The sequence below is a fragment of the Candidatus Paceibacterota bacterium genome (assembly GCA_028711505.1).
Taxonomy (GTDB): Bacteria; Patescibacteriota; Minisyncoccia; order JAHISW01; family Tagabacteraceae; genus JAQTSC01.
Map to the genome: position 1 here is coordinate 1 of JAQTSC010000008.1, position 14,002 is coordinate 14,002.

Annotated in this window: 13 protein-coding genes and 1 pseudogene; 3 read left to right on the top strand and 11 right to left on the bottom strand. The window is 43.3% G+C overall.

From position 1 onward, the window contains the following. A partial coding sequence (locus PHC85_03215) for a hypothetical protein (protein ID MDD5033091.1) occupies positions 1 to 719 on the top strand: 719 nt, incomplete at its 5' end. 63 nt (positions 720 to 782) lie between these two features. Further along, the gene (locus tag PHC85_03220; protein ID MDD5033092.1) at positions 783 to 1,988 is read left to right on the top strand and encodes a helix-turn-helix domain-containing protein; all 1,206 of its coding nucleotides are present in this window, start codon (positions 783 to 785) and stop codon (positions 1,986 to 1,988) included. 3 nt (positions 1,989 to 1,991) lie between these two features. Here the strand turns inward: PHC85_03220 and PHC85_03225 are convergent, their stop codons facing one another. The 5 genes from PHC85_03225 to PHC85_03245 all read right to left on the bottom strand — a co-directional run bounded on the left by PHC85_03225 (position 1,992) and on the right by PHC85_03245 (position 7,115). Further along, positions 1,992 to 3,194, bottom strand: coding sequence for a nickel-dependent hydrogenase large subunit (locus PHC85_03225; protein ID MDD5033093.1), 1,203 nt, complete (start codon positions 3,192 to 3,194; stop codon positions 1,992 to 1,994). Further along, a complete protein-coding gene (locus tag PHC85_03230; GenBank protein ID MDD5033094.1) occupies positions 3,181 to 3,954 on the bottom strand; it encodes a hypothetical protein in 774 nt (257 codons plus the stop codon). The genes PHC85_03225 and PHC85_03230 overlap by 14 nt, the downstream gene beginning before the upstream one ends. Beyond that, positions 3,945 to 4,772: an FAD/NAD(P)-binding protein gene (locus PHC85_03235; protein MDD5033095.1), complete on the bottom strand. Its 828-nt coding sequence runs from the start codon at positions 4,770 to 4,772 to the stop codon at positions 3,945 to 3,947. Before PHC85_03235 ends, PHC85_03230 begins: the two co-directional genes overlap by 10 nt. A 10-nt stretch (positions 4,773 to 4,782) precedes the next feature. Continuing rightward, positions 4,783 to 5,829 (bottom strand): 4Fe-4S dicluster domain-containing protein, encoded by a 1,047-nt coding sequence (locus tag PHC85_03240; GenBank protein ID MDD5033096.1) that lies wholly within the window; start codon positions 5,827 to 5,829, stop codon positions 4,783 to 4,785. 71 nt (positions 5,830 to 5,900) lie between these two features. Next, complete coding sequence (locus PHC85_03245) at positions 5,901 to 7,115, bottom strand: hypothetical protein (GenBank protein MDD5033097.1); 1,215 nt, start codon at positions 7,113 to 7,115, stop codon at positions 5,901 to 5,903. Positions 7,116 to 7,250: 135 nt separating this feature from the next. Here PHC85_03245 and PHC85_03250 point away from each other — a divergent pair, with 135 nt between their 5' ends. Next, positions 7,251 to 7,556, top strand: a complete 306-nt coding sequence (locus tag PHC85_03250; GenBank protein MDD5033098.1) for a hypothetical protein — start codon at positions 7,251 to 7,253, stop codon at positions 7,554 to 7,556. A 441-nt stretch (positions 7,557 to 7,997) separates the two neighbouring features. Here the strand turns inward: PHC85_03250 and PHC85_03255 are convergent, their stop codons facing one another. The 6 genes and pseudogenes from PHC85_03255 to PHC85_03280 all read right to left on the bottom strand — a co-directional run bounded on the left by PHC85_03255 (position 7,998) and on the right by PHC85_03280 (position 13,738). Next, entirely contained in the window at positions 7,998 to 8,177 is a 180-nt protein-coding gene (locus PHC85_03255; GenBank protein ID MDD5033099.1) for a hypothetical protein, read from the bottom strand. A gap of 569 nt (positions 8,178 to 8,746) precedes the next feature. Beyond that, positions 8,747 to 9,217, bottom strand: a pseudogene (locus tag PHC85_03260) (tryptophan-rich sensory protein). Positions 9,218 to 9,229: 12 nt separating this feature from the next. Further along, complete coding sequence (locus tag PHC85_03265; protein ID MDD5033100.1) at positions 9,230 to 11,920, bottom strand: HAD-IC family P-type ATPase; 2,691 nt, start codon at positions 11,918 to 11,920, stop codon at positions 9,230 to 9,232. A 3-nt stretch (positions 11,921 to 11,923) separates the two neighbouring features. Further along, the gene (locus PHC85_03270; GenBank protein MDD5033101.1) at positions 11,924 to 13,078 is read right to left on the bottom strand and encodes a glycosyltransferase; all 1,155 of its coding nucleotides are present in this window, start codon (positions 13,076 to 13,078) and stop codon (positions 11,924 to 11,926) included. Further along, the gene (locus tag PHC85_03275; GenBank protein MDD5033102.1) at positions 13,075 to 13,383 is read right to left on the bottom strand and encodes a hypothetical protein; all 309 of its coding nucleotides are present in this window, start codon (positions 13,381 to 13,383) and stop codon (positions 13,075 to 13,077) included. Before PHC85_03275 ends, PHC85_03270 begins: the two co-directional genes overlap by 4 nt. A gap of 4 nt (positions 13,384 to 13,387) precedes the next feature. Next, positions 13,388 to 13,738, bottom strand: coding sequence for a hypothetical protein (locus tag PHC85_03280; GenBank protein ID MDD5033103.1), 351 nt, complete (start codon positions 13,736 to 13,738; stop codon positions 13,388 to 13,390). Between the last annotated feature and the right edge of the window lie 264 nt (positions 13,739 to 14,002).

The following is a 14,002-nucleotide window of genomic DNA, read 5'->3' on the forward strand; positions in this document are numbered from 1 at the left end:
TATCGACAAGCGAAGCCAAAAAAGACATCGCTTCCTTAAATGAAGAAGATTATGAAAAAGCCTTGGAGAAGATAACGGAAACCGACCTTGCCGCCTACCGTTACAGGGAAGAATCCGAAAGCGACCCATTAAGAGTCGGCCTCATTGCAGAGAATTCTCCCAAAGAAGTGCTCTCTGCCACCGGAGACGGAGTGGACATCTACAAAATGGTCTCATACGCCTGGGCAGGCATTAAAGCCCAGCAGGAGAAGATAGATAAAATGGAATTGAGGATGGGGGAGCTGGAGGGGCTTGTCGCTTCGCTTGGAGGGGGCGGGGAGATGAGCGGGACAGGCCCGTTTTTGGAACAAATTACCGGACTTTTTAAAAATGCCTATTCTCTTGTTATAGAAAACGGCCTTTTGAAAATTACGCAAATTATTTCCGATAAAATTACCACCAAAGAATTTTGCATTGAAGATGTTTGCATGACAAAAGAACAGCTTAAGCTTCTTTTGGAAAAAAACAATATTTCGCCGGTTCTGGGAACGGAAACTCAGACGGAAACAAAAATTGAAACGGAAATAATTCTGGAAGAACCTGCCGTGGAAGAACCTGCTTCGCCGGCAGAACCCGCTCCGGGCGAGCCTGAGGAAGAAATTCTTGCGGAAGAAATATTGCCGACCGTTGAACAATCCTTGCCTGAAGAGGCTGCGCCGGAACAACCGGCGGCGGAATAATCAGAATTTTTTCGCGGAATCTATCGCTAATTTTTTCAGCCGAGGTATAATAAAAACAAGCAGATGAACAAAGGAAATATTCAAGATACAAACATTGATAAACTTCCGATAAAAGAAGCCGCTAAAATTTACGGTTATACGGAACAGCACCTTAGCCTGCTTTGCCGCACCGGAGAGCTTAAGGCTGAACGCGATGGCAAAAAATGGTTTACTCGCAAAAAATGGATGGAGGATTATATGGAAAAATTAAAAGAACAATACAAAAGGCAGGAAAACTATTTTACGATTTTGAGGCGCGGAGGAAAAATTCCGGTTTTTTCCGGTGAAAAGTTTTTGACGGCAAATTTATTAAGGGAAAATGAAAATCCAGCCCCTGGCTGGGACTGGGATAAGGCGCTTTTGGGAACAGATTTTGAATTGGAATCCGGACAGACTCTTTCCGAAGTTATCTCCGGGGAAGAGCCCGCTGTCGTTTCAAAACAAGATATAGACGCACAAGATGTTTCTGTTTCGGAAAAAGAATTTGAAAAAGTCTCTCCGCTTTTTTTGCCGAAAATGGCTTTCGCTTTCGCGTCTGTTTTGCTCCTCTTTTTCGGAATTCAGGTTGATTCGTCAAATGTCAAATCAGTCGTCCGCCAATTTGGCGGAGCGTATGCGTCGCTTCCAAGTTCTTTTTCAAATGCAGAAAACGCTTCTCTCTGCCTTGCTTCTTCTTATTCGGAACTTTTTGAAAAGACTGGAAATAAAATTGTCGGATGTTTTTTTGCCGGAAGGGAAGGCGGCGGATTATTTTTTAATAACGCTTCCCGTCTCGCGTTCGGTGTTTATTCAAACACCGCTTCCTGGTCTTTTGGCGCGCTGCCGGCGTTGGCTCGAAACATTGGAGATTCCGCGGTTTTGATAAGCGGAGCGGAATACTCGCCGCGGCATTTTCTTTCATCGATTTCATCCGCGGTTGAAAAAAATATAGCGGATTCTCTTTTGTCCGATTACAGCGAGGCTGTAGAGATTTATCCTGAAAATAATTTAGGATATATTTTTTCTTATCCTCCGGAAGGATGGCTTCCCGCTAAATTTTCAAAAATGGGGATATCTGTCGGAAATTCCGCAGTGAGAGCCCGGGAATTTGTGGCTGAAAAAATTATATCAAGGGGATTATCGACGGAATTTTTGGAGATGAAAGATTCCGCCACCGGAGAAATATGGTGCGTGAAAATATCCAAAGGAGTTTGGGATAAAACAAAAGGGCTTTGCTCCGAAGGAGAATAATTTTTAGTGAACCGAGCAGGTGATGCAGGGGTCGTAAGCGCGCACCAGCATTTCCAGAAGGCGTTCCGTTTTTTCGCGGGACGCGTTTTTGTTTTGTTTTAGAAGTTCGCTTGCGCTTTTTTCTATTGATGTGAGATTTTGCACCGTCGGCGTGATAATGTTGGCGTAAGTTATTATATTTTTTTCGTCAAAATGGAGCTCGTGGTAAAGCCCTCCGCGCGGAGCTTCTATCGCGCCGATTCCCGCGCCCTCTTTAATTTTAATGAAGGAGGGTTTGTCGTTTTCCAGTTTAATTTTCAATAATTTTTCAAGAATTTCTTCGGCCTCTTTGCGGTATAAAAGAATTTCTATCGCCTGCGCCAAATTGTTGTGAAAAGGATTTTCAAAATCAAGAAACGAGCGCAGGTTCCCATCCGGAAGAAAATGATAAAGCCTTGCCAAAGAACCGACAAATATTTCCCGTTTTTTATATGAGCCGAATTTGGCGGTGGAATTTTCCCGGATTTCTTCTTCAATATCTCTTTTGTAGTCTTTTATCTCCGTTTTTTCTCCCTTGCCGGATAAAATTATTTTTGATTCCTCGTCTATCGCCAGAAATTCAAGACTGACCTTAAGAGCGGGGAATTTTATTCCTAGACAGATTTTTAGAGCGAGTTCCGCTGACGTCCTGGTTTTTTTAATTTTATTTAAAAGTTCTTCAAGCTGTTTTTTTGCCGGGATTTTATGAAATCCGCCGATTGCCGTTGTTGTCGGGTGGACGTTTCTTCCCGCGACGACGAAAGCGATGTCATCGGAAACTTCTTTTATGGCGAGAGCCGCCTGAAAAGCTTTTGGATTTTTCGCGGCAAGTTCGGTGCCCCTGTCTATTCCCAGATAATCGGGGAGAGCGAGAAAAAACAAGTGAAGGCTGTGGCTTTGAAGCATTTGTCCGCAAACCATAAGTTCGCGTAAAAGTTTTGATGTTTCGCTTATTTTTATTTCTAGTCCGGCTTCGCATGCCGCGAGAGAGGCGAGATTATGGGCAATGGGGCAGACTCCGCAAATCCGCGGAGTTATCCAGTGTGATTCTTCAAGCGTTCTGCCCACAAGCATTCCTTCAAAAAGTCGTTCGCCTTCGTGAGTGCGGAGTTTTACTTCTTCTTTATCCCAATCGACGTTTAAACTGCCGTGACCTTCTATTTTCGCTATAAATTTATCCGTTTCCATTTTGTTTATCTTGTTTGTTTAAAAACATTGAAAAATATGAGTTTATCTCTTCTTCGGTGGCTATTTTTTTTAGCGTTTTTCTAAGTCCTTCTACGTTCGCGCCTTCGCGGATTCCAAAACATCCGTAGCACGGCGAACCGCCCGAAATGCAGATTGCCCCGCATCCGCCCTGGGTTATCGGTCCCAAGCACGGTTTGCCTGAAATTATCCGGCATTGGTTCTGTTTTACTTTGCAGTCAAAACAAACCGAATACGGCCTGTATGAAGGTTTTCTGCCTAAAAGAAGTTCTTCAAAGATTCTTATGACTTCATCGGCGTTAACCGGGCATCCGTGAATCATAAAATCGACTTTTACGTATGCGGAGAGGGGAAGCGCGTCGATGCCTTTCGGTTTATATTCCGGCGAGTAAATTTTTTTGTACCAATCTTCCCGTTTTTCTTTTTCCATTATTCCCGGTATGCCGGCGAGAGAAGCGCAGGCTCCCAGCGCGATTATATAGGTTGATTTTTCTCTCAGATTTTTTAAAGTGTCTATTTCATGCCGGGTCATCGGCGTCCCCTCTATAATGGAAGCGAACAGACTTCCTTCTTCTTTTTTTTCCTGGCCGAGTCTCCAGTCAACAATGTCAATTTGTTTTTCCAGCTCCAGAAATTTTTCTTTAAGCGAGACGAGCGCGACCTCGCATCCTTCACAATCGGTGAAGTCGTACAGAGCCACTGTCGGCTTGCGTTTCATTATTTTTTTCTTTTCTAGTCCCATGCTTTGTCTATTTCGTCAAAATTAAAAACCGGTCCGTTTGCGCAAACGTATTTATCTCCCGTCGCGCAATGCTGGCATCGTCCGATTCCGCATTGCATTTTTCTTTCCGTGTTAACAAAAATTCTTCTATCCGGAATTCCCATTGGCCTCAAGATTTTTTCAAGAGCATTAACCATGGGACCCGGACCGCATATCGCCGCGACGGAACTGGCAGGATTGATTTTCGTTTCTTTTACAATGTCGCTTACAAACCCCACGTGTCCTTTCCATTCCGGATGAGGATTATCCACCGTAAGAAAAACATTTATTTTTTTCTCCCATCTTTTTATGCTGTCTTTCATCAGGATATCGTCCGGAGTTTTAGCGCCGTAAAGCAGAAAAACATTTCCGAAATCTCGTCTGTGTTTTATTATGTATTCCGTAAGGCTGGCAATAGGAGGTATTCCGCATCCTCCCGTTGCCATAATTACGTCTTTCCCTACAAAAGTTTCAATCGGAAACCCGTTGCCGTGAGGGCCGCGTAATGTTATCCCGTCTCCTCTTTTAAGCCTGTGCATTGCCGAAGTGACATTTCCCCCCGTGTTTCTTACCACTATATCCAGATATTTTTTTTCATAAGGAGAAGAAGCGGCGCCGAAAGGCGCTTCTCCGTATCCCCAGATTCCGGCAAGCACGAACTGTCCAGGAATAAAAACGAGTCCGTTTTTGTCCGCGTTAAACACCCCTTTTGTTTTTTTAAGGCGAAAAAGTTTGGTGTCTTTTGAATGCTCTTCAATTTCCGCGATTTTTACTTGTTCGGGTAAATAAATATTATCCATATTCTAAAATTTAGGCTTTGTCGCGCGACGAATCGTATTTTTCGTTTAATTCCAAAAGGATTTTTTCTATATCAATTCCGGCGGGGCAATATTTTTTGCATCTTCCGCAGGCGACGCACTGCGATTTGCCGAATTCTTTGTAGCCGCGGACGAATTTATGAAAAAACCAATTATAATATCTTTCTTTTATGCTTGGGTGAAAGTCATGTCCTGCCTGTGAAGGCAGGCTGCCCGTGACTGTCGCGAATTCAGGCAATGTGCATGCCGCCCACTTTCGCGACTTAAAGCATTTTTTACCGTTCAGCTCGCACGTGTCTTCCGTTGAAAAACAGTGGCATAAAGGGCAGACATAAGTGCAAATTCCGCAGCCCAGGCATTTTTTACCGAGATCTTCCCAAAATTTCGGCATGCTTTTCCATGACCACCTGACTACATCCTTTAATTTTTCCGGGTCTTTAAGCATTTTGCGCAGTTCGGGCATCGCCAACGCCTCTTTTTTTTCTTCCCATCTGGCTTCTTGAATTTTGGAAAAGAAGCCAAGACTTGTTATTTTTCTTCCCTTTTCTGTGATAGCCAGGGCTTTGTATAATTCACCGTCTACTTTTTCAAGAACGAGGTCCACTCCGGCATGGGGGATTGCTCCGTTTTCGTTCACTATGGATATGATTGTTGCCGCGCTTCTTTTTTGAAAATAGAAGAAATCTTTTTCCGGCCGTTTCATTATCTCGTCAAGCTGAATAAGCGCTTCTGTGTCCCGCGTGTTTATGCCGAAAAGAAGTATTTCTTTCTTGTTCGCGCTGCCGCTTTTTCCTCCGTCCGGGCAGGCGATTATTTTGTTTTCGATTTTATTAAAAGAGAAAATTTTTTCTTCAGCCGGAAAGAAAATTCTTTTGGCCGGGTTTTTTGTCGTTTCGTAATCCAAATCCAATTCCGATTCAGGGAAAAATTTTTCAAAAAAAGATTCTCCCTCCGTTGGTTTTATCGGGGCGAAAACCTCGTTTTTTTCCGCGAGTTTTAGGAGAAGATTTTTAATTTCGCTTCTTTTTATGGCGAGCATTATACCCTTAGTTTAATCTTTTTGCGTTAAATTTTAAAATCGGGGGAATTTCGCCGCCGCGAACTTAATGTTTAGCCCAGCATCAGCCATTCCGGACGGAAGATTAGAAGAAGGCCAATTATTGCCATGGCTACGCCGCCGATAAGCGCGGACAGCCGGTTGTATTTTTTCGTAAGTTTTACCGATTTCAGGGTAATCATTGCGATAAGGAAAATAATTATGTCGTCCATCATAAAAACGAAAACATACAAAAGAAGATATCCGTAATATTGCCATGAAGGGAGTTCGCTTAAGCTTAGAACTTGCGTGTAAATTGCCGGAAGCCCGACAGAACAAACAAGCTCGACAATATTTACCGCCGCAGCAAGAAGAATGATTCCCAAAAGCGCCGCCGGCAGGTATTTTTTCTGCGCTATTTTTTTCAGTCTTTCAAAAATTTTCTGTTCTTTTTCGCTTTCTGAAACTTGGCAGACCTCGGTTTTTTCCGTGAAATACCTTTTAAGATAATAAAATCCGCTGGCAACAGCCGCTATCCCTACGGCGAGCCGCACCCAGAAAATAAATCCGAGGAAAATAAAAAGATTAAGCCACGCGGAAAGGAAAAGAAAATAAACCGCGGCCGAAGTGGCGATAAAAGTTATTCCCAAAAGCCACATTCTTTTTCTGTCGTTTATCCCGAGAAGAAGCCCGATAAGAAAAATAAGCACCCACATGGCGCAGGGATTGAATCCGTCTATGGCGGCAATCGCCAAAGTCAGAAGAGGGAGAGAAAAATTTTTGATGTTTTTTTCGCCAAGCAGCGGAATTTTGATTTTGTCGGGTATTTGCTGGGAAGCCGAGGCGTCCGGTGTTTGTTGCGGGTTATCGGGGTTTTCCGGGACCTCTTTTACTATAAGAGGAGCGACAATATCGGGACATTGCGCGCTTAAACATTCGTCCACAAGATTTCTTATAAGCTCGCCGGTGGTATTGGCGTCGCTGAATCCCGAAAAATAATTGTTTCCTATTATGGTGATAGGTATTCTGGTGGCATCTATTTTTAATTCTGTTCCTACTTTTTGCAGAAATTCAAAATTTTCAGGGTCGGATATTTCAAATTCTTTTATTTCAATTTTATCTCCGAGCTCGGTTTTTAAATCTTTTAAAAAAGCTTTTTCCGCCTGGCAATGGGGGCATTGGTCAGAACCGAACATATATATAGTAGCTTTGCTTTCCGCTGAGGCGAACATGGGGGAAGCGAAAACGAAAAAAAGGATCGCTATTTTCGCTGTTTTTGAAAAAATCATTTTTTAATTTTACACTTTTTAGGCGGATTGGCAAAGTTCAGCGTTTGTTTTTTGCATTGACTAAAAATATGTTTTAGTGTATTATGCAAATAAATAGTTCAAAGATAATTAAATAAAGAAAAAAGGGAGGATGATATGGAGCTTTTTTTTGTATGCTGCAGCAGGAAGTTCAAATTATCTCCAGTCAAGGGATTGAATGTCCTTTTGGGATGCTGTCCCGAATGCGAAAGCATCTGGCAAGGAGAAGAAAAGAAAGTTGCGAACGGAATGCTGAGCCGAAAGTTCAGCAGGATTGAAACAGGATGGGACGAGGATGCAAGCGCGAACTCCCGTTTTTTTGATTCTTTGTTGGGGCCAGATTTTGATGCCAAGGTTGAGGCGGATGCAGATAGGTTAGAGCAGCAGCTTCTTGAGGCGCTGGCTTCCGGCCTGGGAGAATAGTGATGCTAGAAGAACAACCAAAAAAGAAAAAGCCCTGGCTTGCGGAGCCAGGGCTTTTATTATTCTTTTTTTAAATCTCGTATAGAGATTTCTTCTTCGGTCCATTTTCCCGCTTCTTCCGGGTCAAAAAGAATTTTTCTCGTGGGTCAGGCACTGTCGGGTCTTATAACAGTGCTCGAGGATAAAGAGTATATGGTTACTTTACGCGAAAAAATGAATAACATCAAGAAAGTTGCCAAGTTTTACAACTACGACCTCCTCTTAGCCAAAAAGTAAAACGTTATTGCCCCGTGTCTGCCCTTGGGGCGAGCTTTGCACCCCGGGTAGACCTTTGGACACCTCTTGCGACATAGCCCACCGGTTTGACGAAATTTGAAAGCTTGGGGCGATTTGCTTAACTCGTCCGATATTAAGCAAATTACCCGAGTCACAATTGCTTAATTAAAGTAGTTCTTCGAGCTCGACAGCGTCGTCCTCGTCCACACCCAAATCTTCCATGATCTCCTGCACACGCTCGGCCGTGTCCTTATCAAGATCGTGACTTTCCATAAGCTCGGCAACTTCCTCGTCCGGAGTTTCTTCTACCGAGTCATCTTTAGCTGAATTAATATTGTCAGTCATAAATCGTTGATTCTCTAGTTTACAATTTTGATTGTCTGGACAATGCGATCAACTGTTGAATCAAGATCGAAAGATGTTCGCTCGTTCTTGCATGTCGTCTTCCGCGGATCATCGTAATTGTCGCATTGCGGATAGACCAGAGTAAAACTTACTGTCACCAATTTATTATCCTTGATCGTGGAGTAGTCATAAGTAGTGTAAATAGAACCGGCTGCACCCTCGCTATTTGCTTTGACACAATATGTTCGGTTGTCGACCATCCGCTTTGCTACTCTCTGGGGCAGACTGCTCTCGGCTGGCGTTTCTAAACAATTTAACTGATGATCATTGTTTGATACGGCAACCTTCGGAGGCCAAGATTGAGTAAAGATATAATCGGTTAATAATCTTTCCGGATACTTAAATGAGATTCCAGTTTGACCGTCAGTACTAAGTTTCCATAGATCATTATTTGCTTCATCCGGACATTGAGCAAATTCGCACTTGGGGCCAGTGCGTCCAACATATAAACCGTCTGGACAAAGCTTGGCTTCTTCTGTGCAAGCCATTTGTCCTAAATTTGCCGAACTGTTGAGTTGCCAAATTGAATAATTAAGATACCCGGCAAAACTTACCCAAAGGATGTATGGCAAAAGAAGCCACATGGCCGGACGGGATATTTTTGCAAAGGCAATGATCGTGGCGAGAATGGCCAGCCAAAGAAAAATCATCTCAAAAAGTGCTCCGCCCGGGCTGTGCAGACCGAAAAAGATAATTGACCAAAGCGCGTTTAAAACCATTTGAATTCCAAAAGCCCAATAGGCCAGGCGTTTACTTTTTCCGCTCTCGTCCTTCCAGACAAGATAAAGTGCGTAGCCCATCAAAAGAAACAGTGTTGTCCAAACCGGTCCGAATATCCATGCCGGTGGATTAAGAGCCGGCTTGACCAGCACCGGATACCAATCTTTTACCGAACCGATGGTAAAGTAGCTCCCCAGTCCTCCTGCCAACTGCGGGATAATAAGCGAAATGATGAGTTTGAATGTGTTGTTGATTTTCATAATTATTTAAATTTATGATCTTGATAAGACGCTTTTCGCTAATTGCTTTCGATAAAATAACTTTCTTGTTTCCTCAACAAGCACAATCAATATCGCTACCGGCACAATTGCCATCCAATCGGAAAGATTAAGTGGTACGGTTTTCAGAAATGTATTCATCGCTGGGGTATAAATAGCGAGCAGTTGAAGCAAAACAACAAGAACAGTTGAGCCCACTAAATATTTGTTAGAGAACGGATTCATCTTGAAAATAGACTTGTTGTCGGAACGGCAATTCCACGCATTAAACCATTGGAAGGCGGCTAGAACGGTAAGAGATATTGTCCAGGCTTTCGCCAAGTCGGCTTCGTAGTAATTGTTGAAAAGATAGAGTGTCCCGATAGCCATCACTACAGACATAAGCACCATTCTCTTTGCCATCAGTTTATCAACGAGATATTTCTTTGGCTTCTCAAGCTTGCCGTTGAGCAAATGATGCTCTTTGGGTTCCATGGCGAGCGATACATCAAGAAAACCGTCTGTAACAAAATTCAACCAGATGATCTGCGCCGCCAAGATTGGGAGTGGATATCCCAGAATAAGCGCGCCGATAATCGCAAAGACCTCGCCCATGCTGGTAGAAAAAAGATAGAGGATAACTTTCTTGATAGTTTTGTAAATACTGCGACCTTCTTCAATCGCTGGCACAATACTTTCCAAGTTGTCGTCGAGCAAGACGATGTCAGACGCTTCCTTTGCCACCTCAGTTCCAATATTACCCATTGCCACTCCGAGATCGGCGGCAACGAGAGAAGGCGCGTCGTTCACACCATCTCCAGTCATGGCCACCACTTCGCCTCGAGCACGGTAGGCCCCGATAATTTTCATCTTGTGTTCCGGATTCACCCGAGCAAACACCGAGACTGTTTTCAGTCTTTCTGACAATTCTGTATCAGACATATTGTCAATTTCCGGTCCGGTAACGACTTCGTCGCCTTCATGCCAGATGCCTATTTCTTTGGCTATAGCTTGGGCAGTTATCCTGTGATCGCCAGTGATCATCACCACTTTCACTCCGGCCATTTCTGCTTTCTTAATAGCCGAAGCCGCTTCGGGTCTGGTCGCGTCTTTCATACCGTAGAAGCCAACAAAAGCAAGATTTTTTATTTTTTCAGGTTTAAGTGTTTTGCCTACGTCCGGATCAATTGCAAAAGCCACGACACGCAAACCTTCCTGTGACATTGTGTAAAAAACAGACTCAAGATTTTTCCGATCCGCAGATGTCATTTCTTTACGTTTGCCATCCGACCAGACGGTCTCAGATAATTCCAAAATAACTTCGGGAGCACCGACAGTAGTTAGAAAATTCTTGCCATCAACAGCGTGAAGCATGGCGTGATACTTGAGCCGATAGTCAAATGGCAGTTCTCCAACAACAGCGGATTCTCGTTCGAGGTCTTCTTTGTGGAAACCGAGCTTTTGCGAGAGGACAAGCATGGCCGCTTCGGTCGGATCTCCACTGATTCGGAAACGCTTGTCTTCTTCGGAATACATCACTCTGGCACTAGCGCAAAAAGCACCAATTTTCCCGGCAAGTAAAAGTTCCGAATGGTTCGCGGCGTCAGTAATACGACCATTCAAGCTGATACTGCCAGTTGACTCATACCCAACACCGCCGATATCAAACATTTTATCTTCAACGTACACCTTTTGAATTACTAGCTCGTTTTTGGTAATAGTGCCAGTCTTATCAACAGCAATAATACTTGCTTGCCCCAAAGCTTCAACGGCCTGAAGTTTTTTGACGAGAGCATTGCGTTTGCTCATCCGCCAGACACCCATGGCAAGAATGAGAGTAACGACAATCGGGAGACCCTCCGGCACGATTGATACCGACAAGGAAACAATTGTCGTAAACATATCCTTGACCGGTTTGCCGACAACAATACCAAGGGTAAAGATCATTACCGAAACAACCGCAACAGTGGCAATGATAAGACGTGAAAGGTACCGAATGTTGGTTTTGAGGGGGATCTCAGTATTTACCAGCGCGATCTTGCTTGCAATTGCACCAATAGTAGTTTGCGACCCTGTTGCGACCACTACCGCTCGGCCATTTCCAGCGACGATATTCGTCCCTTTGTAGACCATGTTTTTATACTGCCCTATCGTCTCTCCGGCGGCTTCTCGTTCGCTAGTTTTATGCACCGGTTCTGACTCTCCGGTAAGTGCCGCCTCATCTACTTTGAGATTATGAGAAACGATAACGCGCATGTCGGCCGGAACTTTTTCACCTTCTTGGAGAATGAGAATATCGCCAGGCACCAGTTCCGTGTCCGGAATAATAATCTCTTTGTCATCCCGGAGCACGGTGGCTTTCGTTTCAACAAATTTCTTGAGAGCGAGCAGAGTGTTTTGTGCTTTACCCTCTTGAATCGTCCCGACAATGGCGTTAAAAAGAAGGACGGCGAGGATAATTGATCCATCAACAACTTCACCAATAACAAACACTACGATGCTGGCCGCTACCAGTATATAAATAAGAGGGCTTTGAAATTGATGCAAAAAAATAGTAAAAATACCGTCCGCTTTTGCCTCCGGTAGTTTGTTTTGTCCGTATTGCTTCAGTCGAAGTGTTGCCTCTGCGTTACTCAAGCCATGCTCGCTTGTTTGTAATTCTTCAATGACGGCTGTTGATGATTTTGTGTGCCAAGATGTACTCATATTTTATTTAACGCAATTATTTCTTTTTGCTGTATTATCCAGAACAGCGCGGATTTCCTCGCTGACAAAATTATTGTCCAGAATTCTTTTTAACGCATTGAGTTGTCTTGGCAGAATTGATTGACCACACAATTCCTGTACGCGATCAGCAACTTTTCCGATGTCATCGAAAGGCATAACCATGTTCGCCAAACCGACCTTTTTCAGAACTTCAGCGCATCCCATCGTATCACTTACCAGAACCGGAATGCCAAGGCACGCCGCTTCCATAGGAACGTTGCCGAAGGTCTCAAAAGTCGAAGGACAGACGATCAATCCTTGCGAAAGGTAAAACTTTTTCAATCCCTCTGCGGTCATCGAAGGCAAAGTCTCGATTGTTTTCGGCATTGTTTTCAAATCTGCATTCGGATTAGTGACAAAAGATGCAGTATGCCTCCATTTGCGTTTTTGTAGTTCAAGGTGCAATTCAAAAAATTTATTGAAGTTTTTAATTTTTGAATATCGGCCAACTGCCGCGATCCTCCTTTCTATTGAAGCATCAACCGCGCTGGGATCGGTAAAGATGCTCGCCACCGGGTTTGGAATAACATAACTATTCTTTATTTTACTTTTAACAACCAGCTCTTCCACGGTCTTCTTGCACAACCCTGATGGGAAAATTATTTGTGTAGAATTTTTTACTACCGATTTCTCCATCGACAGAAAAAGTTTCTTTAATTTTTCCGGATAATGTTCCGTCTCTTTTGACAAAACTCCCGAATACCACAAGATCACGGGAATCTTTTCCTTTTTGGCGGCTATAGATATAAGCCAAGGCATATAGTATGTTCCGCTAAGTAGCACCGCATCAGGGCGAGTTTCATTCAGAATGTTTCTGATAATCTTTATGGGCTCTTTGTAGATATTTTCGACATCTTTAAGTGTATTATTGTGTTTTAGCACATCCATTAACGGCAAATGATGAATGTTTACAATATGATGGTCGAATATTTCCGGATCAAAATGCCTGAAAAGTGCCGGGCCTTTCATGTATATCCGGCTGGTCAATTCCAATCCGATGAACTCATAGTCGAGTTTGTATAGATAATTCACCAAATTGAGGTTAGATGAAGTGATCCCTCCTACATTGTCTCGCGTTAAGTTAATTGCTATTTTCATATTTTGTTTTTATCATTATGCTCTAATAATTTCTCGGCTGGGGAGATTCCGCCAAGGGCTTCGTGCGGAAAATAATTCCAAGCATCGGTTACCAGCTCAAGAACATTGCTTAATTCAGAAGCATCTCCGCCACGATCAAACATGGCTACGACTTTCATCATATCGTCGTTATCATCTTCATGAAAAATAACATCTCGAACATGATCCAGAGTAAAATCACTCTCGGTCTCTTTGAGCATATCCACGAGCTCCTGCTCGATTTCTTTCCGGCGTTCTAAAATTTGCTGTTTTGATTCGGTTTGCATAAAGTTAAACTTTTGGTTCCTCTTTTTTCTCGGCCTTAGCTTTTAATTCTGCCTCAAATTCACTATCTGCTAAAAATACGCCCCATATCTCAAAAATAAATCTATCGATATCTATCGGCTCGATAACTTGATACATCATTGCTTCGGCATCATCACGTATACGCAATGTGCTATTTCTGCTCTCGCGGTCATAGTCGTCTCGCCATCTCCATAATTCACGAACGAGCTGATCGTGATGTGGTAACCCTCCTATATTGTGATTTTTTGGATCAAACCCAGTGGGTAATCCGGCCGGTAAATTAGTTAGATACTTGGCAAAATATTTTGTTTCAAACTCAAGTATTTTCACCTTCAAATCAACAACAATATCCTTCCAGCCCTTTTTGAGTGCGAGTATACCTAAATAGCATGCTTTCTCTAATACCCGAGGCTCATCGTATCCATAACCACTCGTTGTTTTATCAAGAGCATGCTTCGTAAAAGAATATAAGCTTGGCAGGTACCCCTTGCTTAAGACACTGATTCTACAATCTGATTCGACCTTTGGATACCCGATTCATGCCTCATGGCGAACAATGCCGGAGGCATTTTCAGTATAGTATGGATTCGGGAATTGTTG

Coding starts and splice junctions, on each gene's coding strand:
- PHC85_03220 (MDD5033092.1), top strand. CDS start 783: ATGAACAAAGGAAATATTCAAGATACAAACATTGATAAACTTCCGATA.
- PHC85_03225 (MDD5033093.1), bottom strand. CDS start 3,194: ATGGAAACGGATAAATTTATAGCGAAAATAGAAGGTCACGGCAGTTTA.
- PHC85_03230 (MDD5033094.1), bottom strand. CDS start 3,954: ATGGGACTAGAAAAGAAAAAAATAATGAAACGCAAGCCGACAGTGGCT.
- PHC85_03235 (MDD5033095.1), bottom strand. CDS start 4,772: ATGGATAATATTTATTTACCCGAACAAGTAAAAATCGCGGAAATTGAA.
- PHC85_03240 (MDD5033096.1), bottom strand. CDS start 5,829: ATGCTCGCCATAAAAAGAAGCGAAATTAAAAATCTTCTCCTAAAACTC.
- PHC85_03245 (MDD5033097.1), bottom strand. CDS start 7,115: ATGATTTTTTCAAAAACAGCGAAAATAGCGATCCTTTTTTTCGTTTTC.
- PHC85_03250 (MDD5033098.1), top strand. CDS start 7,251: ATGGAGCTTTTTTTTGTATGCTGCAGCAGGAAGTTCAAATTATCTCCA.
- PHC85_03255 (MDD5033099.1), bottom strand. CDS start 8,177: ATGACTGACAATATTAATTCAGCTAAAGATGACTCGGTAGAAGAAACT.
- PHC85_03265 (MDD5033100.1), bottom strand. CDS start 11,920: ATGAGTACATCTTGGCACACAAAATCATCAACAGCCGTCATTGAAGAA.
- PHC85_03270 (MDD5033101.1), bottom strand. CDS start 13,078: ATGAAAATAGCAATTAACTTAACGCGAGACAATGTAGGAGGGATCACT.
- PHC85_03275 (MDD5033102.1), bottom strand. CDS start 13,383: ATGCAAACCGAATCAAAACAGCAAATTTTAGAACGCCGGAAAGAAATC.